The organism is Labrenzia sp. PO1, from assembly GCF_012273635.1.
GTDB lineage: Bacteria > Pseudomonadota > Alphaproteobacteria > Rhizobiales > Stappiaceae > Roseibium > Roseibium algicola.
This window is the reverse complement of sequence record NZ_JAAXCR010000001.1, coordinates 1,652,439-1,675,961: the sequence shown is the minus strand read 5'-3', so window position 1 is coordinate 1,675,961 and position 23,523 is coordinate 1,652,439. Positions and strand designations below refer to the sequence as shown.

The window sequence follows — 23,523 nt, the reverse complement described above, 5'->3', positions numbered from 1 at the left end:
TGCCTTTATCGACAGGGCCGGAGTGGCAGGTGTTTGACATCGACGACTTGAGTTGCGCTAGACCAGGAACGGGTAGCCACCCTCCAGTTTCAGAAGGGCGATCTTTGTTTCCGTACCGCCCGAGCCGGAATATCCGCCAAGGCCGTTCGCCGACAGGATCCGGTGGCAGGGAATGATGATCGGTATCGGGTTGGCGCCGCAGGCCTGGCCGATCGGCTGACCGTATGTGTCCAGTTCCCTGGCAAGGTCGCCATAGGTGCGGGTTCCGCCATAGGGGATTGCGAGCATTGCCTTGAACACCGCCTGGTGCAGCTCGCCGCCTTTCGGGGCGAGCGGCAGGTCGAAGGTTTTCAGATCACCCGCAAGATAGGCCTGTACCTGGCGTGCCGCTTCCTTGAGCAACGGTGTTTCTTCTTTGCCAGAGGGCCCGTTCCAGTGTAATTGGGTGATTGCGCCGTCAACTTCCGTAATGGAAAGGCGTCCCAGCCATGTTTCAATTTCTGCAACCGGCATAACCGTCCCCGCTTGTCTTTTAAGGTTAGGTAGTGGGTTGGTGCAATTATCTCAACCGGACCGTTCCTGCCGGGACATGTCCGCTACTCTCTTTTTCATCTGCGGATGATCGTTTGAAAAGGGCCGCCGCCGATGGCGCATGACAGTCAGCACCGTTCGACCGGCAATGCCGCCGCTGCCACGGCGCCGCTCGCCGGGATCGGTCTCATCGTGCTGGCTTGCCTCAGTTTTTCCGTTCTGGATGCAACGGCCAAATACATGTCGGCCAGCCTGCCGACGCTGCAGATCGTCTGGATGCGGTTCGTCAGTCATGTGATCCTGTCCCTGGTCCTGTTCCAGGTCTGGAAGAAACCTTCGCTCCTGAAGACGAACCGGCCGGTCCTGCAGATCGTGCGGTCGTTCTGTCTGCTCGGCACCACCATTTTCAACTTCCTGGCGGTTCGTTACCTGCAGCTGGCCGAAACAATGTCGATCATGTTCGCCGCGCCATTCGTCATCACGGCCCTTGCCGGGCCGCTGCTGGGTGAATGGGCCGGATTACGCCGCTGGATTGCGATCATTGTCGGCTTCATCGGGGTTCTGGTGGTCACCCGGCCAGGACTTGGCGGTATGCACTGGGCGGCGATCTATTCGGTTGCGGCCATGTCCTTTTATGCGGTCTATGCGCTGCTGACACGCCAGCTCACGGCAACGGACAGCTCTGCCGGAATGCTGATCATTTCAGGTATTGTCGCAGCCATTGCCATGGCGCCGGCCGGTATCTCGGTCTGGGTCACGCCTCCGGACCTGTGGACATGGGTTCTGCTGTTCGCGACCGGCGCTTTTGGTGCGGGTGGGCATTTCCTGTTCATCATGGCGCACAGGATCGCGCCTGCACCGGTACTGGCGCCCTTCATCTATACGCAGATTGTCTGGATGATCGCGCTTGGCTTCCTGATCTTCGACGACGTGCCCACGTATACGACCATTCTCGGGGCAGCCATCGTTGTCGCATCCGGCCTCTACATCCTCTACCGGGAACGCGTGAAGGGGATCTGATCAAGGCTGCATCTGCCCGTACGCTGGCCTTAGGCGGTTGACGGGATTGGATAGTTCCCTTCTTAATACCCGCCGGGGTTAAAACAACCGCCGGTCAGGAAGGATCGCCAGCCTTTAAGGGAGGTGTGGGATGGAGCTGAACCGCCGCAGTTTCTTGACAGGGGCAGCAGCCACGGCAGGCTCATTGGCCTTGCCGCAGATGGCGCACGCCAATGCAGCTGCAAACGCTTATTTCAGTGGCTATCAGGAAGATAGCGGGTTTCAATACAGAAGAACCAACTTCAAGAAGATCGATCCCGTCTGGCATCGACAGATGGTGAAGTATTTCAGTGACGAGCCACCCGGCACTGTGGTGGTCGATACCAACAATCACTTCCTGTACTGGGTATGGGAAAACAACACCGCGCTTCGTTATGGAGTTGGCGTCGGGCGTGAAGGCTTCCAGTGGTTCGGCCGCGCCCGGATTGACCGCAAGGCCCTTTGGCCGCGGTGGGTGCCGCCACCGGAGATGCTGAAGCGGCAGCCGGATCTGCCAAGAATGGTCGAAGGCGGAGCTGCCAACAATCCACTAGGGCCACGGGCCTTGTATCTCTATCGGGATGGAAGCGACCTCGGGTACAGGCTGCATGGCACGCTGGAGCCCTGGAGCATCGGCCATGATGTGTCGAGTGGCTGCGTGCGCATGTTCCCGGAAGACATTGTCGACCTTTACCAGCGCTGCCCGAAGGGAACCGGCGTTCTGGTGCTGGAACATCTTGGAGAGAAAGCGGGCTGAGCCCGTTCATCCGGAGCAATTTGCAATCGACCGGCGGAGCTGCAGTCGAAGGGGCTGAGGGCTGCCGGGCGAGGGGGAAACTTAAAGAGGATTTGGGGGCTTTCCTTGGAAAATACATTTGGCCGGATCGGCCGGGGTGCAGTTTTTGCGCTCATGATCGGATTTGGAGTCGCCGGCTGCAACAGCGCGGGTGGATTGTCGTCACCCGATGTGACCAACGCACCGGCCGCCGGTTTCGGAAATATTTCGTCGGGTTCGGAAGAGGAATTCATCATCAATGTCGGTCGCCGGGTCTATTTCGACCAGGGCTCGGCTGTGGTCACCGATGAGGCTCGCATCACAATCGAAAATCAGGCCAAGTGGCTGAAGTCGAACAAGAAGTGGCTGGTCAAGATCCAGGGCCACGCCGACGATCCGGGCAGCGAGGCTGCGCAGAAGACATTGTCGACCCAGCGGGCGAACGCGGTCATGGCCGAACTGGTCAAGTTGGGGGTCAACCCCAAGCGCATGTGGGTGAAGGGGTATGGCGTGGAGCGTCCGGTAACGGATTGCGACAAGGTAACCTGTCAGTCTCAGAACCGCAGGGTTGTCGTCAATCTACGTGAGGAATTCGACGATTCCGCTCCCGCTGGACGGCGCTGATCTTTGTGAGGGGCTTCGATCCCAAACTTCGGAAAAACAGAAAAACCTGTTTACCCAGAGGGGAGAGGGCTATAACGGTCTCTCCCAACGCCGCTGCGGTTATTGAGAAATAGGAATGTCTGAAGACAACGGTTCCCCTCCCTCCCAGCCGGAATTTCCGCAAAAGCCTGGTAAAAGGCTCACTCTCGGGCACATTGCCGACCAGCTCGGTATTTCCACGGCAACCGTGTCGCTGGCGCTTCGGGACAGTCCGCTTGTTGCCGAGGAAACCAGGGCGAAGGTCAAGCAGACCGCGGAGGAGATCGGATATATCTACAACCGGTCGGCGGCTTCTCTCAGAACCGCCCGCAGCCAGATTGTGGGCGTTGCCGTTCATGACATCCTGAACCCTTACTTCGCCGAAGTCTTTTCTGCGCTTGAGGATGTTCTGGAAGAGCAGGGGCAGATGATCTTCATCTGCAACCACCGTGACGACGTCAAACGCCAGCGTGCGTTCGTCAACACGCTGTTGCAGCACCGCGCGGACGGATTGATCCTGTGTCCTTCGGTCGGAACTTCGGCCGAAGAGATCAACAGGCTGGTGGACCAGGGGATACCCGTGACGCTGGTGGCGCGCGAGGTTCCGGGGGTCTGGGCACCGTGCGTACGCGGTGACGATCTTGCCGGCACCTATCAGATCACCAAGCACCTGATCAAACAGGGGCACAAGGACATCGCCATGGTTGGCGGTCGCCGTGGCAGCTCGACCGGCCGCTACCGCAATGCGGGCTGGCGCAAGGCGCTGGAAGAAGCGGGGATCGATCCCGCAAGCCAGCTTGACCTGCCGGAGCTGATGACTCAGGCCGATGGCCGGGCTGCAGTGCCGAAGATCCTGGAAGCCGAACATCGCCCCACAGCCATCGTCGGCTTCAACGATCTCGTCGCCCTTGGAATGATGACCACGTTCCGGCGAGCGGGGATCGAGCCGGGGCCGGACATGGCGATTACCGGTTACGACGATATCGACGGCGCCGATGCGCGTACGCCCGCGCTGACGACGGTGTCAGCCCAGCCGGACAAGATCGGACGGTTGGCTGCACTGACCCTGCTGCGCCAGATCGCGGGTGACCGCGTGCCCAATACGCCCATCGTGATCGAGCCCGATGTGCGGATCCGTGAAAGCTCGCCGCCTCCCGGCGTGCGCCTGGCCCCCAAGCTGGCCGACTAGACAAGTCGGCTGGCGATTGCCGCCTGCTTTTAAGAGGCCGTCGGATCATCCGGTCGACCCTCGCCCCGCGCGGGTCTGGAACAATCCAAAAAATTTCGAGGCGGCGGTTCCCTGAATCCGGCTCACGCTTCGCCTGTCCGCGATGACTGCTACGTGGCTCGTCATGTTCGGATGCAAAAACGGGCGGCCAGAGCCGCCCGTTCCAGGTGTTCCTGCTGTCTAAGGTCAGCGCGGCTCGTCCGCCAGTCCCTTGAAGATGGCGTAGCAGGCCAGCAACAGCACGATCGTGAAGGGGAACCCGGTCGAGACCGCCATTGCCTGCAGGGCTCCCAAACCCCCGCCAAGCAGAAGCGCGATGGCGACCAGACCTTCGAAGGTGCACCAGAACACGCGCTGCGGCACCGGAGCATCGACCTTGCCACCTGCCGTGATCGTGTCGATCACCAGAGAGCCGGAGTCCGAGGAGGTGACGAAGAACACGATGACCAGAATGATGGCGATGAACGAGGTGATCGATGCCATCGGCAGATCGGCAAGCATGCCGAACAGCGACAGTTCAGGGCTGTAGCTCGCGATCACGTATTCATGCACCTGGCTGTCGTTGCTGGCCAGGACCTGTTCGATGGCGGTGCCGCCGAACGCAGTCATCCAGATTACGGACACGATGGTCGGAATGATCAGGACGCAGACGATGAACTCCCGAACAGTGCGGCCACGGCTGACGCGTGCAATGAACATGCCGACAAACGGCGACCAGGAAATCCACCAGGCCCAGTAGAACGATGTCCAACCCTGGCGGAAGCTGTCGTCCTCGCGGCCGAACGGCATCGACAGCGGTACGATTTCCCTACCGTAGGCAATAATGTTGGAGAAGAAGTCGGAGACCAGCGTTGCGGTCGGACCAGCGGCAATCACGAAGACCAGCAGCAGAGCCGCAATCAGCATGTTGATCTCCGACAGAACTTTCACGCCGCCGTCGAGACCACGCAGAACCGAGACCAGCGCAACGCCGGTGATGCCGATGATCAACACGACCTGTGCCGTGGTGCTGACAGGAATGCCGAAGACGAAATCGAGACCCGCATTTGCCTGCTGGGCGCCAAAGCCAAGTGAGGTCGCGAGACCGAAAAGGGTCGCGAACACGGCCAGGATATCGATGACATGGCCCGGCCAGCCCCAGGTGCGCTCACCGAAGATCGGATAGAATACCGAGCGCATGGTCAGCGGCAGACCCTTGTTGAAGGAGAAGATCGCAAGAGCGAGTGCGACCACGGCGTAGATCGCCCAGGGGTGCAGGCCCCAGTGGAAGATGGTTGCGGCCATGCCCATGGCCTTCGCGGCCGCGACATTTTCCGGAATGATATTGCCGTCGGCGTCGAAGGGCTTTGGCACACCGATCGGCTCGGAAAAGGCCATGTGATAGACCGGTTCCAGAACGCCGAAGAACATCAGGCCAATGCCCATGCCGGCGGCGAACAGCATGGCGAACCAGCCGAAGTAGGTATAGTCGGGCTCGGCGTCCTTGCCGCCGATGCGGACGTTGCCGAGGGGTGTGACGATCAGCGCCAGGCAGACGAGGACGAAGACGTTGCCGGAGATGATGAAGAACCAGTCGAGGTTCGATGTCAGCCACTTGCGCAGATGATCGAACATCGGGCCGACTTCGGTCTGAAAGGCAAGGGTCAGAAAGACGAAGGCAACGATGGTCAGGCCAGAGACCAGGAAAACCGGATTGTGGATGTCGAGGCTGAAAGGGCCGACAGAAGTTTCGATGTTGTCCTGGCCAATCTCGTATTCGGTGTCGATGAGATTGGCGGCGCCTTCCGGATCCGGAATGCCTTGATTGTCGCTCATGGGAGCGCTCCTTTTGTTCGGGAAACGGGTTATCTCACGAGGAAGACGGAAACATCTGCATGGCTCGCGACGCGTCCACCGTTCGACGGCCAGAAGTGATCCGGCACGTGCGGGATGTGCGTTGCCATGACCACGAGATCCGCACCGGTATCGTGAACAGCCTTCAGAATCGCGTTTTCCAGGTCGACAGCCGGATCGTGAGAGAAAACGGCATGACCGGTAGCGGTGATCCCGTGTTTCTGCCCTTCTGCGGCAGCGTAGGCAGCCAGCTTTTCCCGAAACTCGTCCGGAGTGTGGGCAAGGGCGCTTGGGGTGTTTGAAGTTACCGCCGCAAATACCACGGGAATACTATTGGTTTTTGCTATATAAGCACCCGTTGCGATGGCTTTTTCAAGTTTATCCGCATGACTGAGGTCAATCGGAACTAGTATTTTTGTGAACAAATGTCCCTCCAAGATCTGTTCAGGCAAGAATATACAAGATTCAAGCCGTAGAGGTCCTTGCGCGGAGGGTCCGCTTCAGTATTGCATTCTAGTGTAATGTCGTCTTGTCCCGCTCCGCTACGATTACACTACTGTTGCATATACGGAGGGCGGCGTCAAAAGAACGGCAAGAATACGTCCTGATGCGACATATTGGCGCGTTGGGTTTGAATTAGCGCGAAGTTTTGCGCGGGAAACCGGGAAAACGCTACGGCATCGCGTGTCAAACGTGGCCGCGAGCAGGCCAGACGGTCTGGGCCGGTCAGAGGGCCGGAGCGTGTTCCGGATACGAACTCTTGTGGGCAACGCATTTGTTGCGGCCCGTCGCCTTTGCCTCATAAAGCGCCGTGTCGGCCTTTTGCATGAGGGTCGAAAATTCCAGATCCTCGCGGGCGACGGTGGCAAGGCCCATGCTGCAGGTGACCGTCTGTTTGACGATGTCGAGCTGGCATTCCTCGATAATCTTCACCCGCAGGCGTTCACACACCAGCATGGCATCTTCGATTTCGGCGTTGTGCAGGATCATGCAGAACTCTTCGCCGCCAACCCGGCCGAAGATGTCGACAGCACGCAGGGCGCTGCTGACGGTATCGGAAAATTTTTTCAAAACCTCGTCGCCGGTGGCATGGCCGTACAGATCGTTGATCTGCTTGAACTTGTCGATGTCCATCATCACAGCCGTGAAGGGGCGTTTTGTGCGGCGGAAGCGTTGCACTTCGGTATTGGCCCGTTCCAGGAAAGCGCGTCGGTTCAGGATCTGGGTCAGGTCGTCGATGCTGGCGACCCGCTCCAGGTTGATCTTGGCGTTCATCAGGGCCTGGTGATCGCGCTGGCGGGCGATCTCATGTCCGACCCAGTCCGCGAACTGACGCACGATCTGAAGATCCGACGGGGAAAATGCCCTTTTGCGCACGTCCGGGGCGGTGAAGTTGATTGTCCCATGAACTTCACCATCCACGAGAATCGGGGCGCCGATATACGTCTCCAACTTGAAGATCTCGTGGCAGGGATGCCTGGCGAACTCCGAGCTCGCGGCATTTGCGGTCGCGATCGGCTCTTCGGACCTCAGCGTCAACAGACAATAGGTGTCCTGCAACGGGAACGAAGTGCCCGGAACGAGTTCTCCTTCCGGGCTCTGGGCGTGCGTGATCGTGTAGTGGTCGTCAATCACGTGACTGATAATGCCGAAGGGAACCTCGAAATGTTCGGTCCCCAGACGCAGGATTTCGGCAATCTTGTCTTCGTGGCCGAGCTCGCGGGTCGAGGTGATGGCATAAAGGTCGGCCAGCGTACGTTCCGTTTTCTTCCGGTCGGTTATATCGGATATCAGAACCACGATAGCTTCAACGGCACCATCATCGCCGAAGCGCGGGTTACAGCTCATCAGGCATTCGCGCAAAATGCCGTCGGGAAAATGGAAGCTGACTTCCGATGAAACCTTCTCACCGCTCATCGCTTCCTCGAAGATCGTGCGAACGGCTTCGCGTTCCTTCCAGGGCAAGCGGTCACGAAGCCGGGTGCCGATGAGAGTTTCCGGTTTTTCGTTAAACCAGTCACACGCGGTCTTGTTGATGAAGACGCATCTGCCCTCCAGATCGACCTCGGTGACGCTGGCGACAATGTTGTCGGCCATGAGCGAAAGGTTCTTGTAGGCGTTTTCGGCCTTGGCCTGAGCGTGTTTGAGTTCCGTGATGTCGAACCGGATGCCGGCGATGCCGCCGGCGCGGGTGCGGGTTTCCGAAATGCGCAGCCAGCGGCCGTCACTGAGGTTTTGCTCCAGGATCGAGCCATCGCCGGCCTGATGCCGATCGAGGCGCTCCGCCAACCATTCGTCGTCCGTCTTTCCGCCCGTCTCGTATTGCTTGCGGTTCAGGCCGAACCGCAGGATGTCCTCGAAACGATTGCCGGGGAACATGGCCGGTGCCGAATGGGCATAGATCTCGCGATAATTGTCGTTGCAGATAACCAGCCGGTCATCCTTGTCGTAGAGTGCGAAGCCTTCCGAAATCGCGTCCAGGGCATCTTCAAGCGTCAAGGCGATGTCGCTCAGTTTGCTTTCCAGCGCCTTTCGTTCCGCCTGATCCCGCGCGATAAACAGGATGCCGGTCAATGTGTGATCTGTATCGAACAGCGGTGCGCTGACAACCTCGACGGATACGGTCGACCCGTCTTCGAGCGCCAGATCTATTGAATAGGCCTTGCGGTTCCGGTGATCCGTTGGCGATTGGTAGAGTTCCGCCATCTGGGCAAACTGGTTCGGATCGGCGAAGAACCGTTTCGTTGTCGTGCCGACGACCTTTTCGCGATCCACCTTCAGCAGTTTGGACATAGCGTTGTTTACGAAAACGATGGTGCGTTCGGGGTTGGTCACGAGGACACATTCGTTCAAATCGCCGAACGTCTGTTCAAGATCCAAAGTGATGTTCTTGGTCATTTCCGTCCCCATTGTCCGACCTTTGTGCGGGCCGCGGTGTCATTCAAGACAATAAAAGTTTAATAAAAGGGATACGTAACGGAAGACTCCTTGAAGAAAATACGCATGTTAACCTTGGTCAGGTCTAGCGATCAGTATTTATGCCAAGTGCTCAGTTCTTGCGGTTTTCGTTCAGGAATTTTTCTATCCGTCCCAGCGCATCGCGTATGTTGTCTGTGGAATTCGCGTAAGACAATCTGATGTAGCCTTCACCCAATACACCGAAGTCGGGGCCGCCGATGGTCGCGACGCCGGTCTCTTCCAAAAGGGCGGACGCAAGTGCCTTTGCCTTCCAGCCGGTCTGCTTGATATTCGGAAAGGCATAAAAGGCACCAAGCGGAACGCGGCAGGAAATGCCCTCAATGGCGTTCAGGCCGTCAACGGTCACCTTTCGCCGGCCGTCGAATTCCCGAACCATGTCCGCCACTGCGGTTTGCGGTCCGGTAAGCGCTGCAAGAGCGCCGAACTGGGCGGGGGCGTTGACACAGGACCACGCGTTGACCGCGAGCTTGCGCGCCTTGTCGATCAGGCCTTCGGGCCAGAGGGAAAAACCCATCCGCCAGCCGGTCATGGCATAGGTCTTCGACCAGCCGTCGAGCAGGATGAGCCTGTCGCGCAGTGACGGGAACCCCAGCAGGGAGACGTGCTCCATGCCATCATAGGTCATCTGCGAATAGATTTCGTCGGACATGACGGCTACATCAGGGAAGCGTTCCAGCCCGGCGACGAGCTTTTCTATTTCATCGCGGGGGGTGACGCCGCCGGTGGGGTTCGCCGGCGAATTCAGGATCAGCAGACGGGTCTTGTCGGTGATCAGCGACAGCGTCTCTTCGGCAGAAAAGGCAAAGTCGTTTTCCTCGCGGATCGGAACCGGCACGGGCCGGGCGCCGGTGAACTCGATCATCGAGCGGTAGATCGGGAAGCCCGGATCGGGATAGAGAATTTCACTTCCCGGTTCGCCGAACATCAAGATGGCCATGAACATGGTGACCTTGCCACCGGGAACAATCAGAATGTTGCCCGGGTCAGTCTCCACTCCGTGACGTTTCAGAAGGTCGGTGGAGACTGCTTCGCGCAACGGGGCAATGCCGGTTGCGGGCGTGTAACCGTGCTGACCGTCGCGCAGGGCCTTGATGGCGGCTTCAACGATGTGATCCGGCGTTTTGAAGTCCGGCTGACCGATGCCTAGGTTGATGATGTCGCGGCCTTGTGCGGCAAGTTCCGTTGCCCGCGCCAGCACGGCGAATGCGTTTTCCTCGCCAATCCGGTCAAATCCGCCAATCGTGTGCAGCATTTTGGTCTCCATGCCTTTGCGCGCTTCCTCGAGCCGACGTTAATGCGGTGGACAAGGATTTGAAAAGGCTGAAGAACGGTCAAAGCGTTCGGGCGAGTGTCCACAGGTATGCCGGGAAAAGGGAAATTTCCGTACCGCCCTCCCAATACGGCGGTGAAATGCTTATATTCGCGCCCAAGCGGCCCGCCGACCGGCGGGCGACCCTTTATCTTCTGCCAGGAAAGCGCGCAATGACTGCGACCCAGGACAGCCAGGCACAGATCCCCGTTACCGTTTTGACGGGGTATCTGGGTGCCGGCAAGACCACACTTCTCAACCGGATCCTGACCGAAAACCACGGTCAGCGTTACGCGGTCATCGTCAACGAGTTCGGCGAAGTCGGTATCGATAACGATCTGCTCGTGGAATCCGACGAAGAAATCTTCGAAATGAACAACGGCTGCATCTGCTGCACCGTGCGCGGTGACCTGATCCGCACTGTGCAGAACCTGATGAAGCGCAAGAATGCCTTTGACGCGATCATCGTCGAAACCACCGGCGTTGCCGATCCGGCTCCGGTCGCACAGACCTTCTTCATGGACGACGATGTGCGTGCCGCCGCGAAACTCGACGCGGTTGTGGCCGTTGTCGATGCCCGCCACGTGCTGCAGCGTCTGGAAGACACCGAAGAGGCCGAAGACCAGATCGCCTTTGCCGACGTCATCCTGATCAACAAGACCGATCTCGTCTCGGGCGAAGAGCTTGCCACCGTCGAGGCGCGTATCCGTTCGATCAATCCGTATGCCGTGCTCCACCGTAGCGAGCGTTGCGGCATCGAGATCGCCAAGGTGCTGGATCGGGGTGCGTTCGATCTCGACAGGATCCTGTCGCTCGATCCGCATTTCCTCGAGCATGGTCATCATGCCGACGAATGCGGTCCGGACTGCGACCATGACCACCATCATCACGGCCACGACCATCATCATGACCATGGACACGATCATGGACATGGGCATCACCATCATCACCACGATGAGGATCCCCATTCGGTCAAGAGCATTTCCCTGAAGGCAGGCGACCTTGATCCCAACATGTTCTTTCCCTGGATCAACCAGGTCACGCAGGTTCAAGGCCCAAACATTCTGCGCCTGAAGGGCATCATTGCCTTCAAGGGGGATCCGCAGCGCTATGTCATCCAGGGGGTGCACATGATCGTTGAAGGCGATCATCAGCGCGACTGGAAAGAGGATGAGCCGCGAGAAAGCCGCCTGGTCTTCATCGGACGCGATCTCAACTGGGATGTCCTGAGAGACAGTTTCCAGGCCTGCGCCGCGCAATAAGGAAGAAGAGACTTGCCGACAGTTGCTCCCGTGGAGGTGGACGGCTTCGTCGTCCGCGCCGGCTACTTGAAAGACACGGCCTTTTTTGCGTCCGGAGAAGGCGACATCGTCCTGTCCGGACATGGTGAAACGAAACTGAAGCCGCACAAGGCCGGGCTTCTGGCTGCCGAGCCGACAATCGACGGCAAGGGGCTGATCACATCGGGTGACGACGGCTGCATCTTCCTGAGTGCGGCGGACGGATCGAGCGAATGCGTTGCCGAACGGCCGCGCAAGTGGATCGACCTGATCGCTGCCGGACCGTCCGGTGCGCTTGCCTTTGCCAGCGGCCGCACCGCCTGGGTGCGGTTCGCGGACGGGCGCGAAAAGGAATTCGCGCATGAACGGGCCGTCGGCGGTCTTGCCTTCGCGCCCAAGGGCATGCGGCTGGCAGTCGGGCGCTACGACGGAGCGACGCTTTGGTGGGCCGGCACGGACGGCGCACCGGTCGAGCTCAGCTGGAATGGCGCGCATCTGGGCGTGAGCTTTTCGCCCGACGGCAAGTATGTTGTTACCGCCATGCAGGAAAACGCATTGCACGGCTGGCGCCTGTCGGACAGCCAGGACATGCGCATGACCGGCTACCCGGCCAAGGTCAAATCGTTCAGCTGGTCGGTCAAGGGGCGATATCTGGCGACCTCCGGTGCCAATGCCGCGATCCTCTGGCCGTTCTTCGGCAAAACCGGGCCGATGGGGCAGACACCGCTGCAGTTGGGCACAAGGGGTGACAACCTGGTCAGCGCCGTTGCCTGCCACCCGAAGGAGGATGTCGTTGCTGTCGGCTATCAGGACGGCATGATCCTGATGTGCCGGTTCGAGGACAATGCCGAGGTACTGCTGCGGCGCCCGGGCCTGGGGCCGGTGTCTACAATGGCCTGGGATGCCGATGGAGTTCGGCTGGTCTTCGGAACGGAAACCGCGGAAGCCGGGATCATCAGTCTGCAGGACTGACAGGCCGTAACCTGGAAAGGGAGATCCTGACACGCGATGGCACGTATCATGATGCTGATTGTCATGTTGCTGAGTGGAACCGCGACGTCCCAGTTGCCGGAGTTCACACAGCAATATCGCCAGCGACTTGGTGGGGCCATCGACGCTCTGGAGGAAATTCTGGCCGATTTCAATCGTGACGCCGAGCGTTACGGGCTGACGTCGGCAGAAGCCATAGCACGTCAGAAATCCTCCGAAGATCCCTTTATCAGAGCGCGGGGCGACAGCATGCTGAACGCCGAAATCCGCTTGAGCAGGCTGAAACTGCAGCGGGAAGAGCTTGAAACGGCCGGGCCGCTGGATCGCATGATCATCTTTGCGCGCGGCTTCGACCCAACCCTGGCGCAGGCAACGGCCGAAGACTACGAGCCAGCCGTTCCGGTTACGCCGGCCGGCTTTGCCAGTGCAGGTGTCGGTGCGCTTGGCGGGCTCCTTGTCATGCGCCTGCTGATCGGCGCAGCGCGCCTTGGGCGCCGCACCAGACCTGCCCGGCACTAAACGCCCCGCCGGGCCGGCCTTTGGCGAAGCCTTTGACCGGCCGCCGGAAAATACGCTAAGCAGGGTTTCTGGAATGGCCCCAACGGGAAGGATGCCGGATGGACGCAATCACGCGGATGCGCTGCTTCATTCAAGTTGTCGATTCAAACGGATTTTCCGCAGCGGCCCGTGAAATGGGGCGTTCCAAGGCGCTGGTCTCGAAATATGTCGGCGAGCTGGAAGATGAACTGGGCGTGCGTCTGTTGAACAGGACCACCCGTCAGGTGTCGCTCACCGAAGTCGGCGAAGCCTATTACAAGGAAGCCGCCGAAATCCTGCAGCGGATCGATGATCTGCAAGCCTCGGTTCAGTCCTCGCACCAGGAAGTCCGTGGGCGTTTGCGTGTTTCGGCTCCCCGTTCGATGGGCGACGACCTGCTGAACCAGGCCATGATGCATTTTCTCGTGAAGTATCCGGAAATCAATCTGGACCTCAGGCTGGAAGACCGCTTCGTCGATCTCGTGGAAGAAGGTTTCGATCTTGCGGTCCGGGTCACCCAACTGGAAGATTCCAGCCTGATCGCCCGCAAGATTGCTCCCTTTCGCACCGTGGTGTGCGCCACGCCTGAGGCGATCGAGACCTATGGGGCGCCGAATGTGCCCGCCGATCTTTCCACACGGCCTTGCATCATCGATACGAACTACCGCTTCAAGCAGAACTGGGCCTTCTACACGAATGGAGAGCGTTCGTCGGTGGCAGTGAAAGGCCCGCTGGAAGTCAACAGCGCTGCCGCGGCGCGCGAAGCGGCATTATGTAACCTTGGTTTCCTTCGTACGCCGCTGTTTTTTGTGTCCAAAGATATCCGCGACGGCAAACTGGTTACGCTACTGGAGGCCTATGAGGAGCCGATGCGCGGTATTCATGCAGTTTATCCGCACCGCCGGCACTTGAGCGCAAAGGTGCGCGCCTTTGTTGATTTTCTGGTCGAATGGTATTCGTCAGGTCAAAACGACTGCTGATTTTTTTTAGCTGGTTCAGCTATTTCCCATTCCTTTGAGAATACGTTTTCGAATTTTATTTTCCGTTTCGTTTTTCTTGGTTAAATGAACGTAATCTGTAAATTTCTATCTATGGTTATTTAAGGAAAATTACTTACAATAAGTTTCGGTGAAGGTTTTCCTTGAAAAGCCGATGTATAAATCCCAAGGTTTACTCATGGAAAACGCGCAGGAACATATTGCCGCTCGCCTGGAAGAGGTTTTCTGGAGCCGGGGTTTCGCCGAGCCGAGCGTTCCCGAACTCAGGGCCGGCGCGGGTGTCAGCATGCGCACGCTTTACCGTCATTTTCCCTCGCGCGAGGCGATGGTGCTGGGCGCCCTTGAATACCGGCATCGGCGCTATCTCTCCTATGTTCGCGAAGGTGTGACGTCGCCCGGGCTTGAGGCCGCCGTTCAGCTGTTTGACAAGCTGGGTGGCTGGATGCGCATGACGGCGGGCAAGGAGTGTCTGTTTCGCCAGGCGCTTGCAGCCAATCCCGGCAGCACAGAAATAGCGGCGATGGTCAAGCGCCACAAAGGCGAGCTTCTGCGTTTCTTCGGCGAATTGAGCGGGCAGGAAAGCTTCGCCTCGCGTCTTTACCTCCTGCATGAAGGTGTCACCGCCTGTTATGCGGAAATGGGGGAAAGAGCCGTTGAGGACGCGAAGAACCTTGTGAGGCAGATGTTCAAGGCAGCCAACGAAAGCCAGCTTTCCTGACCTGAGCATTAAATCAGGTGCACTGTTGCGGTGCTTTCTTCTGCCGACCGTATGCAGGCACGACAACCGGAAACGGGCAAAGCAAAAAACGGCGGCTCAAGGCCGCCGTTTCCGTTTGTCGTGAAAGTTTTAATCAGGCCGATTTCGCTTTTGCCAGACGCTCTTCCGCCATTGTGTCGGCCACGCGTTCCGGGGTGCTGCCTTCGCGGGCGGCCCGCTCGAAAATCGTTGCCAGGGTTTCGCCGATGGCGATCGTCTTTTCACGCACCAGCTTGTCGCCGCTGTCCGCTGTTGCCAGGGCAATGGAGATCACGCCACCGGCATTGATCGCGTAGTCGGGAGCGTAGAGGATGCCGCGTTTCTTCAGGGCCTCGCCGTCCGCCGGCGTCTGCAGCTGGTTGTTGGCAGCCCCTGCAACGATCTTCGCCTGGATTTGCGGAACGGTGCGAGCATTGAGGCCTGCCCCGAGCGCGCAGGGAACGAAGATATCCGCCTCCACCATATGAGCTTCGGCCGGATCAACCGCTGTGGCTCCGAACGCATCGATGGCACGCAGCACAGCCGGTGCATGAATGTCGGAAACAATGAGCCTTGCACCGGCTTCGTGAAGCTGGCGGGCAACGTCATGTCCCACGTGGCCCAGTCCCTGCACGGAGACAGTCTTTCCGGAAAGGTCGCTGCTGCCATAGACAAACTTTGCGGACGCCTTGATACCTTCGAAGACACCGAGAGCCGTATAGGGCGATGGGTCGCCGAGGCCGGTTGCCTTGGTGCCGCGCACATGGGCGGTCTGGCGGGCAACGGCTTCCATGTCGTCTGGCGACACGCCGACGTCTTCTGCGGTGATGTAGGTGCCGGACAGGCGCTCCACATGGCGGCCGAATGCCTCCATCAGGGCTTCGGACTTGTCCTTGCGGGGGTCGGCAATGATGACGGCCTTGCCGCCGCCGAGATCAAGGCCTGCCAGAGAGTTCTTGTACGTCATGCCACGGGACAGGCGCAGGGCATCCGTCAGCGCATCCGCCGGGTTCTCGTAGGGCCAGACGCGGCAGCCGCCAAGTGCCGGGCCGAGCGTGGTGTCGTGGACGGCAATGATTGCCTTCAGGCCGGTGGCCTTGTCCTGGACGAAAACGATGTCTTCGTGATCGCCCATCTCCGGATGATCGAAAACGGCACTGTGGTGAACTGATTTATGCAAGGCGTTCATGGCTGGCTCGGTGCAGTGGTTATTGTTGTGAATATTTTAGGCTGCATTCCGGGAATATTGTCTTTTTTCTCCTAATTTTAGTCGTTGGATGAGTTGAAACATTCCGTATTTGATTACCAAGTGCGAAAATTGTTCCTTGGGCGTTTTGCGCCGCGAAATTGTCGCGGTCATCTTCCTGCCGTCTTCTCTGGTCAAACAACGCACTGCGTGTCATGTAAACATATTACATCTGATCAGTGGGTGATCCCGTTGCGCTTGCTTTCCACCTTTCGAGCCAAGGTTCTTCCTGCGGCCTCTCGCCGTTTCCTGTTGGGTCTGGGTCTTCTGTTGGCTGCTCTTGCCGGAGCCAGTGCGCACCCGCATGTCTTTGTCGAGGCACGAAGCAAGCTGGTTTTCGACGATGCTGGACAGGCGATTGCGCTTCAGCACGTGTTTCGTTTCGATGATGCGTTTTCCGCTTTCGCCATCCAGGGCTTCGACAAGGATGGCGACGGTCACTATTCCCGTGAAGAGCTGAGTGAACTGGCGAAGGTCAACGTGGAGAGCATGGCCGATTACGGCTATTTCACGTTCGGTGACAATAGCCGGGTCGAATTCGATTTCGATGACCCGACGGATTACTGGCTGGAAGTGGTCAAGGTTCCCCTCAAGGACTACTGGGTGATGAAGCCCGAGGACTTCGAGGCCATGGAGGAAGATGTCCGCATGAATGGCGGCTCCATGCCGGAGGATGTGAACCTGCTGGAACTGCATTTCACGTTGCCGTTCAAACAGCCCAGCGATACCGAGAGCCTGATCACGCTCGACGTTTACGACCCGACCTATTACGTCGATTTCCGCTTTGGTGCGGGGGACGATGCGCTGGGGACGGAAAACGCACCGGGCACTTGCCGTGTGAGCCGCAAGGAACCGCCGCCGCTGGATGATGCCGAAGCCTATGCGCTTGCACAGATCGGCGCAGACCAGCGTGACCTGCCGCCTGAGCTTCAGTCCGCTGCCGCCTCGCAGGTCAATCAGATGCTGGTTGCCTGCGGTGATGCAATGGCCGCCGCGAGCTCCTCGTCCGGAACTTCGGAAGCCGCAACGCCCGAAACCACGTCTGCTTCCACGTCCACGGACACTGCTGCCAGCTCGCCCGCCGATGCTGCCGCCGCAATTACGGCTGCACTCGATACGGCGAAGGCTTCAGAAGAAGCGGTTGCCGCGCCGAAGGCGGGTTTCCTTGATACGGTTTTCGGGACAATTGCAGTCAAGCAGAAGGAATTCTACCAGGCGCTGGTCGCCAGTCTCAGGGCCTTCCGCAACAATCCGCATGCGGCCTGGCTGCTGATGGGGCTTTCCTTCGCGTATGGCATCTTCCATGCCGCAGGGCCTGGGCATGGCAAGGCCATCATCACGTCCTATGTGGTTGCCAACAACGAGACCCTTCGCAAGGGTATTTATCTCTCCTTTGCCTCGGCATTCGCACAGGCGGTGACCGCGATCCTTCTGGTTGGAGGTCTGGCCGTCGTTTTCAATCTCACCAGCATCGCGATACAGGATACGGCGCGGTGGTTCGAGATCGGATCCTATGTGCTGATCACCGGTCTGGGCGGCTGGCTGTTGTGGCAGAAAGCCCTTCGTCCGCTGGCCATGAATGTGGCGTCCCGTCTGTCAGGCTCGCAACTCGCGCTCGCGGGCGCTTCGGCGGCCGGTCATCACGGTCATGGCCACGGTCACGATGGCCACCATCATCATGGTCACGATCATCACCACCATGACCATCATCATCACGAGATCGGTGCAGATGGCGTGTGCACCACATGCGGTCATGCCCATGCCCCGACGCCGGACATGCTTCAGGGCAAGATCACCCTTGCCCGGGCCGTGTCGATCATTTTTGCAGTTGGTCTTCGGCCCTGTACCGGTGCGCTGGTGGTGCTGGTCTTTGCTCTTTCGCAAGGCATGATCGCAGCCGGCATCGCTTCCACCCTGGCGATGGCGGTTGGCACCGGCATAACCGTCTCGCTGCTTGCAGGCATGGCAGTCGGGGCCAAGGAACTTGCCGTGCGGCTTTTCGGCGAAGGCAGTCCGATGGCGGTGAAGGTTCACCGGACGATCGAAATCGTCGGGGCAGCCATCGTCTTCCTGCTGGGTCTCACGTTGCTGATCGCAACGCTCGGCTGGGGCTGATTACAAACCCAGGCGTTTGACGCGATAGGCCCGGACGGCATCACCGAAAGCGGCAAACAGCTTCTTCGACGGGCCGTCCGTCGACACCCAGTATTCCGGATGCCATTGTGTCGCGAGGACGTAGCCGGCACTATCCTTGACGGAGGCCGCTTCGATGGTCCCGTCTTCGGCTTCCGCTTCCGTGATCATGCCATTGCCCAGCCTGCCGACAGCCTGACGGTGGAGTGAATTCACCTCGAAAGGCTCGCTGCCGACAACGGTGGCCAGACAGCTGCCTTCGGCGACTTCCACCGGATGGGTAATCCGGAAACGTTCGTCCTGCCGTTCCGATGTTGGCGCGCGGTGATCGGCGCGACCTTCAAGGGACTGGATTTCGGTCAGCAGCGTACCGCCAAGGGCAACATTCAATTCCTGCATGCCGCGGCAGATGGCAAAGACGGGAATGCCGCGTTCGACGGCGCGCTTGAGCAGCGGCAGTGTCGTGGAATCGCGGGATGGATCGTATGGACCGTTCTCTTCCGTCGGCACTTCGCCATAAAGTTCCGGATTGACGTTGGACCGGGAGCCGGTCGCCAAAACGCCGTCGACCTGGTCCAGAGCCGCATCCAGATCCAGATCCGCCCCCAGGGACGGCAGGATCATCGGGATGGCATCGGAGCCTTTCAGCACGGCCTGCAGATAGGTTGAGGTCGCGGCGTGCCAGTTGTAGCCCTCGATGGTTTTCACATCGGCGGTTACCAGGACAAGTGGTTTGGTCATTTCATGCCTGTCAGATGGGAGACCCATGTCTCCGGAAGTGTTTGGCCAGGGTGTGGACCCAAACAGATTTAGCCGAGCCGGATCAGTCCAGCAATCCCAGATCCTGCGCGACCTTATAGAGCTGAGCGGCATTCTTGTTGCCGACCTTTTCCCGCAGGTTCAGGCGGTGGGATTCGACAGTGCGTACGCTGATGCCCAGTTCCTTGGCGACTTCCTTGTTGGGCTGGCCTTTGGCAATGGCCGTCAGCACCTGGCGCTCCCGATCGGTCAGCCCGTATGGGTCTTCCACCGGTGCGGAGGTGCCGGCACCAACCAGCGTCGGGCCGACCGCGGAGGAGAAATAGTACCCGCCATTGGCAACACTGGTGATCGCAGTAATCATCTCGGCTGCGGAGATATCCTTCAGGATGTAGCCGCGGGCACCTGCCTGGACGACGCCGCGCACATACTCCGGGTTGTCGTAGACCGACAGGATCAGTACAGCGATTTCAGGCAGCGTCTTGCGCATCTGGGTCGCCGCTTCCAGCCCGTTCATGACCGGCATGGAGACATCCATCAGGAGAACGTCGGGGCGCAGGTCTCGGGCGAGTGTCAGAGCATCGCGGCCGTTTGTCGCTTCACCGACCACTTCCAGGTCGGCCACCTTTTGCAGCCGGGCCCGGATACCGTCGCGAACCAGCTCATGGTCGTCTGCCAGAAGAACGCGGATGGGTCTGGTGAACGACCGGGGTGAAGGTGAATGCACTGTCATCTTTGCATCATGCCGCTTTTGCCGCCGCATTGTCGAGCGGCATCTGGACTTTAATACGGGTTCCGCCGGAAGCACGTCTGCTCAGGGTTAACCGGCCACCATAGGTTTCGATCCGCTCGCGCATGTTGCGGAAGCCGAGGCCGCCGGATTTCGGCAGCGGGCGGGGGAGGCCGACACCGTTGTCTTCCACCGAGAGCACAAGCTGCTGCATGCCGACCTTGAGGGAAATCGCGACCTCGCTGGCGTGGGAATGGCGCGCCACATTGGTCATGCATTCCTGAACCACACGGTAGAGGGCGGTCTTGGCACCTTCCGACAAGCGGGCGTGGCATTGCTCCGCCTGAACGTTGACGGTGATGCCCGACTGGTTCTGGAACTCCTTGCCGAGACTGCCGAGCGCCGCCGCAAGGCCCATGTCATCAAGGACACTGGGTCTGAGATCTCGTGATATCCGCCGGACCTCGGCAATGGTTCCGTCCAGTGTCTTGAGGCATTTGGCTGCCTGCACCTGAAGATCCGGATCCCGGTTGGCCTCGCTATGGATCATTTCAACGCCATAGCGCACTGACACCAGAAGTTGGGAGATACTGTCATGCAGTTCGGTGGAAACGCGTTTGCGCTCCTGTTCCTGCACCTGGAAGATCCTGTTGGTCAGTTCCTTCAGCTTGGTGTCCGCAAAGCGCTGTTCGGAGAACCGCACACCGGCGATGAGGAAACCCGCAATGACGATGGCCGCAAGCGTGATCATGAAGGTGACGAACAGTGTCTGGCGGATGGAGCGGGCAAAGTCGGTGCGGATCGCGGTGACCTCGCGGGCAATGTCATCGGTGTAAAGGCCGGTGCCAAGCATCCAGCCCCACTTGTCGAGCAGGATTGCGTAGCCGAGCTTTTCCTCGACCGTGCCTGTCGAGGGCTTGTGCCAGACATACTGGTGGAAGCCGCCGCCGTTCTGGGCCGCCTCGATCAGGTTGCGGATGACGTAGTCGCCATTGTCATCCTGGAGCTGCCACCAGTTTCCCCCCACCAGGTGCGGCAGCTTGGGATGGACCAGGTTGGTGCCGTCGAGCGTGTAAACGAAGAAATAGCCGTCGTAGTCGAAGGTCAGATGCTGCAGGATCATCTTGACCTTTTCCTGCGCCGCTTCGCGACCTCCCGGTTCTTCCTTGTAGATCTGCTCGATCGAGGTGAGAGCAAGACTGACGTAGTTCCGGATTTCCTGGCGCTTGGAGGACAGGATGCGCTGTTCCACTGCCTGGGTCTGCGTGTTGATCAGTTCCCGAGACTGATAGTAGGTGGCCGCACCGATGAGTACGGAGACGGCGATCAATGGCAGGATCGTGATGAGCAGCAATTTGGTCTTGAAGGTCACGAATTTTGCTCTCTTGTTGCGCGAACATGCGGCAAACGATTATCTCTCTTGCGTGGTTCTCGGTAGTATTACTGAGAAGCTGCGCAGAACCACGAATAGCGCTTCAGACACTCGGTCAACTAGACATACCTCGAGATCGGTGCAAGTGTGTACCCGGTCCGAAATCGGGTCCGATTAGGGAGGAAACTAATGGATCGTCGTTCGTTTATCAAAAAGGCTGGTATTGGTGCCGGCGGTGTTGCCGCTGGATCCTTGCTGGCTGCTCCGGCAATTGCGCAGGGCACCAAGGAAATGGTCATCGTGTCCACATGGCCGCGCGACTTTCCGGGTCTCGGTATTCCGGCACAGCGCCTCGCAGCCCGTATTGCAGAGCTGACCGCAGGCCGCCTCAACGTTCAGTATTTCGCCGCTGGCGAACGCGTTGGTGCCTTTGACTCCTTCGACGAAGTCGCTTCCGGTAACGCGCAGGCCTATATCGGCGCCGATTACTACTGGAAAGGCAAGCATCCGGGCTGGGCAGCATTCACTGCCGTGCCGTTCGGTCTGACCCAGGCTGAAATGGACGCCTGGATCAAGTACGGCGGCGGCCAGGAACTGTGGGATGAGCTGGCTGGTGAATTCGGCCTGAAGAACTTCGCCATGGGCAACACCGGTGTCCAGATGGGCGGCTGGTTCAACAAGGAAATCGAAACCGCTGACGACCTGAAGGGTCTGAAGATGCGTATTCCGGGCCAGGGCGGCGACGTCATGGCGAAACTCGGCGCGTCTCCGGTCTCCCTGCCGGGCGGCCAGATCTACGAAAACCTTGTTTCCGGCGCGATCGATGCAACCGAGTGGGTTGGTCCGTTCAACGACTACTTCATGAAGTTCTACGAAGCTGCCAAGTACTACTACTATCCGGGCATGCACGAGCCGGGCGCCATGCTTGCTCTGGGCATGAACAAGGCATTCTGGGATGGTCTCGACAAGGTCGATCAGCAGATCATCGTTGCAGCGTGTGCGGAAGAAAACTCCAACACGATGGCTGAAACCAACGCCAACAACGGTAAGTACCTGACCCGCCTGATCAACGAGCACGGCGTTGAGCTGCGTGAATTCTCCGACGAGATCTACGACAGCTTCGGTGAAGCCGCTCAGGAAGTTCTGGAAGAAGCGATGGATCATTCCCCGCTGTCCAAGAAGATCTTCGAGAGCGTCATCAACGCACGTCAGGAAATCGGCAGCTACATGGCGATCGCCGACATTGCCTACAGCAACAAGCGTAACCGTTACCTCGGCATTCCGAAGTAATCGGTTGAGCAAATAAAAGGGGCGGGAGAAATCCCGTCCCTTCTTCTTAGACAAAGATAAAAAGGCACAGCCACGATGACGGCCTTGGACAATGTTCAAGACGGCTCGCCTGTTATGAATTCCGGTGGTAAAGCCTCGCCGGAGAGCGCCCGCTTCTTCCGCCTGTGCGGCTGGATCGTATTGGCGATCATGACGGCGTTTCTGCTCAACAACTACCTGACCTATTGGCAAGACCTTCCAGGCATTGCGCCCATTTTCGGCGGCGCGGCCAATGGATCCATGCCGATTCTCTGGTCCTGGTTGCAATTGGCGCTCTATGCGGCGTTTGTCCTGTTGGCCTTCGGCTATGTGCGGACGAACGGAAACACGCTGCGTGAAGACAGCGTCCGGATCACCAACATCAACGCCTATCTCATCAGGGCCTGCTTCTTCGCGGTGCTGATCGTCGGGTTGGTCGACAGCGCGATCTCGTTCCTGCGCATCGAGGGCTTTCTGCCCGATGTCGTCGGGCAGGCGCTTGCCGACGATCTCGGCAAATCGCAGTTCCGGGGCCCTTATGTGCACATGCCGCTGATCGCGCTTTCATTCGTGATCGCAGCCTTCACCCGCACGCTGGGTTTCACCTGGCTTGCGCTTCTGGTGGTTGCCGCCGAACTGATGATCGTGATCGGCCGTTTCGTCTTCTCCTACGAGCAGGCTTTCCTCGCTGATCTCGTGCGGTTCTGGTACGCGGCGCTGTTCCTTTTCGCCAGTGCCTACACGCTGCTTGAAGAAGGGCATGTTCGGGTCGACATCTTCTATGCGGGCCTGTCCTCGAGAGCAAAGGGCATCGTCAACGCGGTCGGTTCCGTTGTGCTCGGCATCAGCCTTTGTACCGTCATCCTGGTCATCGGCATGGGCGGCAAGCAGAACATCATCAACAGCCCGATCCTGACCTATGAGACCACGCAGGCCGGTTTCGGTCTTTACGTGAAATATCTCATGGCGGGTTTCCTGGGCGTGTTCGCCGTTTCCATGATGATCCAGTTCGTGGCCTATTTCCTGGACGCGGTTGCCGATATTCGCGGCGAACCGGGTGGCCGGGATCATGACAGCCACACTGTTCAATAGAGCCTGA

21 protein-coding genes are annotated in these 23,523 nt (G+C 59.0%); 12 read left to right on the top strand and 9 right to left on the bottom strand.

All coding sequences use genetic code 11. From position 1 onward, the window contains the following. Positions 1-57 precede the first annotated feature (57 nt). Positions 58-513 carry a methylated-DNA--[protein]-cysteine S-methyltransferase gene (locus tag HCG46_RS07705; RefSeq protein ID WP_023003661.1) on the bottom strand — a complete coding sequence of 152 codons (456 nt, stop codon included), beginning with the start codon at positions 511-513 and terminating at the stop codon, positions 58-60. 132 nt (positions 514-645) lie between these two features. Between HCG46_RS07705 and HCG46_RS07700 the strand changes: the two genes are divergently transcribed. The 4 genes from HCG46_RS07700 (at position 646) to HCG46_RS07685 (ending at position 4,175) form a co-directional block, all read left to right on the top strand. Beyond that, a complete protein-coding gene (locus tag HCG46_RS07700; RefSeq protein WP_023003659.1) occupies positions 646-1,551 on the top strand; it encodes a DMT family transporter in 906 nt (301 codons plus the stop codon). Between the two features lie 130 nt (positions 1,552-1,681). Beyond that, positions 1,682-2,326 carry a L,D-transpeptidase family protein gene (locus HCG46_RS07695; protein WP_168685444.1) on the top strand — a complete coding sequence of 215 codons (645 nt, stop codon included), beginning with the start codon at positions 1,682-1,684 and terminating at the stop codon, positions 2,324-2,326. Between the two features lie 105 nt (positions 2,327-2,431). Beyond that, a complete protein-coding gene (locus HCG46_RS07690; protein WP_023003655.1) occupies positions 2,432-2,968 on the top strand; it encodes an OmpA family protein in 537 nt (178 codons plus the stop codon). A 115-nt stretch (positions 2,969-3,083) separates the two neighbouring features. Beyond that, a complete protein-coding gene (locus HCG46_RS07685) occupies positions 3,084-4,175 on the top strand; it encodes a LacI family DNA-binding transcriptional regulator (RefSeq protein WP_055661151.1) in 1,092 nt (363 codons plus the stop codon). 225 nt (positions 4,176-4,400) lie between these two features. On the opposite strand, the gene HCG46_RS07680 is transcribed toward HCG46_RS07685, so the two are convergent. The 4 genes from HCG46_RS07680 to HCG46_RS07665 form a co-directional block, all read right to left on the bottom strand. Continuing rightward, on the bottom strand, positions 4,401-6,029 hold the full coding sequence (locus tag HCG46_RS07680) for a BCCT family transporter (protein WP_055661152.1): 1,629 nt from the start codon (positions 6,027-6,029) through the stop codon (positions 4,401-4,403). A 29-nt stretch (positions 6,030-6,058) separates the two neighbouring features. Continuing rightward, positions 6,059-6,499, bottom strand: a complete 441-nt coding sequence (locus HCG46_RS07675) for a universal stress protein (RefSeq protein ID WP_208984754.1) — start codon at positions 6,497-6,499, stop codon at positions 6,059-6,061. 274 nt (positions 6,500-6,773) lie between these two features. Next, positions 6,774-8,945: a diguanylate cyclase gene (locus HCG46_RS07670; protein WP_168685442.1), complete on the bottom strand. Its 2,172-nt coding sequence runs from the start codon at positions 8,943-8,945 to the stop codon at positions 6,774-6,776. 151 nt (positions 8,946-9,096) lie between these two features. Further along, complete coding sequence (locus HCG46_RS07665; protein WP_168685435.1) at positions 9,097-10,278, bottom strand: pyridoxal phosphate-dependent aminotransferase; 1,182 nt, start codon at positions 10,276-10,278, stop codon at positions 9,097-9,099. A gap of 230 nt (positions 10,279-10,508) precedes the next feature. Here HCG46_RS07665 and HCG46_RS07660 point away from each other — a divergent pair, with 230 nt between their 5' ends. The 5 genes from HCG46_RS07660 (at position 10,509) to HCG46_RS07640 (ending at position 14,858) form a co-directional block, all read left to right on the top strand. Then, positions 10,509-11,597, top strand: a complete 1,089-nt coding sequence (locus tag HCG46_RS07660; RefSeq protein WP_031270558.1) for a GTP-binding protein — start codon at positions 10,509-10,511, stop codon at positions 11,595-11,597. Positions 11,598-11,609: 12 nt separating this feature from the next. Continuing rightward, entirely contained in the window at positions 11,610-12,587 is a 978-nt protein-coding gene (locus HCG46_RS07655) for a WD40 repeat domain-containing protein (RefSeq protein WP_168685433.1), read from the top strand. 36 nt (positions 12,588-12,623) lie between these two features. Next, positions 12,624-13,124 (top strand): DUF2937 family protein, encoded by a 501-nt coding sequence (locus HCG46_RS07650; RefSeq protein WP_168685431.1) that lies wholly within the window; start codon positions 12,624-12,626, stop codon positions 13,122-13,124. A gap of 98 nt (positions 13,125-13,222) precedes the next feature. Beyond that, entirely contained in the window at positions 13,223-14,122 is a 900-nt protein-coding gene (locus tag HCG46_RS07645; RefSeq protein WP_023003634.1) for a LysR family transcriptional regulator, read from the top strand. A 172-nt stretch (positions 14,123-14,294) separates the two neighbouring features. After that, positions 14,295-14,858: a TetR/AcrR family transcriptional regulator gene (locus tag HCG46_RS07640; RefSeq protein ID WP_209009354.1), complete on the top strand. Its 564-nt coding sequence runs from the start codon at positions 14,295-14,297 to the stop codon at positions 14,856-14,858. 133 nt (positions 14,859-14,991) lie between these two features. Here the strand turns inward: HCG46_RS07640 and HCG46_RS07635 are convergent, their stop codons facing one another. Further along, positions 14,992-16,065, bottom strand: a complete 1,074-nt coding sequence (locus HCG46_RS07635; RefSeq protein WP_152505487.1) for a Glu/Leu/Phe/Val dehydrogenase dimerization domain-containing protein — start codon at positions 16,063-16,065, stop codon at positions 14,992-14,994. A 249-nt stretch (positions 16,066-16,314) separates the two neighbouring features. Here HCG46_RS07635 and HCG46_RS07630 point away from each other — a divergent pair, with 249 nt between their 5' ends. Further along, the gene (locus tag HCG46_RS07630) at positions 16,315-18,237 is read left to right on the top strand and encodes a DUF1007 family protein (protein WP_168685429.1); all 1,923 of its coding nucleotides are present in this window, start codon (positions 16,315-16,317) and stop codon (positions 18,235-18,237) included. Here the strand turns inward: HCG46_RS07630 and HCG46_RS07625 are convergent, their stop codons facing one another. The 3 genes from HCG46_RS07625 to HCG46_RS07615 all read right to left on the bottom strand — a co-directional run bounded on the left by HCG46_RS07625 (position 18,238) and on the right by HCG46_RS07615 (position 21,116). After that, entirely contained in the window at positions 18,238-18,996 is a 759-nt protein-coding gene (locus tag HCG46_RS07625) for a gamma-glutamyl-gamma-aminobutyrate hydrolase family protein (RefSeq protein WP_168685427.1), read from the bottom strand. A gap of 82 nt (positions 18,997-19,078) precedes the next feature. Further along, positions 19,079-19,747 (bottom strand): response regulator transcription factor, encoded by a 669-nt coding sequence (locus HCG46_RS07620; protein ID WP_055661261.1) that lies wholly within the window; start codon positions 19,745-19,747, stop codon positions 19,079-19,081. Between the two features lie 7 nt (positions 19,748-19,754). Next, on the bottom strand, positions 19,755-21,116 hold the full coding sequence (locus tag HCG46_RS07615; protein WP_055661157.1) for a cache domain-containing protein: 1,362 nt from the start codon (positions 21,114-21,116) through the stop codon (positions 19,755-19,757). 189 nt (positions 21,117-21,305) lie between these two features. On the opposite strand from HCG46_RS07615, the gene HCG46_RS07610 reads away from it, so the two are divergent. After that, positions 21,306-22,406 (top strand): TRAP transporter substrate-binding protein, encoded by a 1,101-nt coding sequence (locus HCG46_RS07610; protein ID WP_023003619.1) that lies wholly within the window; start codon positions 21,306-21,308, stop codon positions 22,404-22,406. 75 nt (positions 22,407-22,481) lie between these two features. Further along, on the top strand, positions 22,482-23,516 hold the full coding sequence (locus tag HCG46_RS07605; protein ID WP_023003617.1) for a TRAP transporter small permease subunit: 1,035 nt from the start codon (positions 22,482-22,484) through the stop codon (positions 23,514-23,516). The last annotated feature ends 7 nt before the right edge of the window (positions 23,517-23,523 follow it).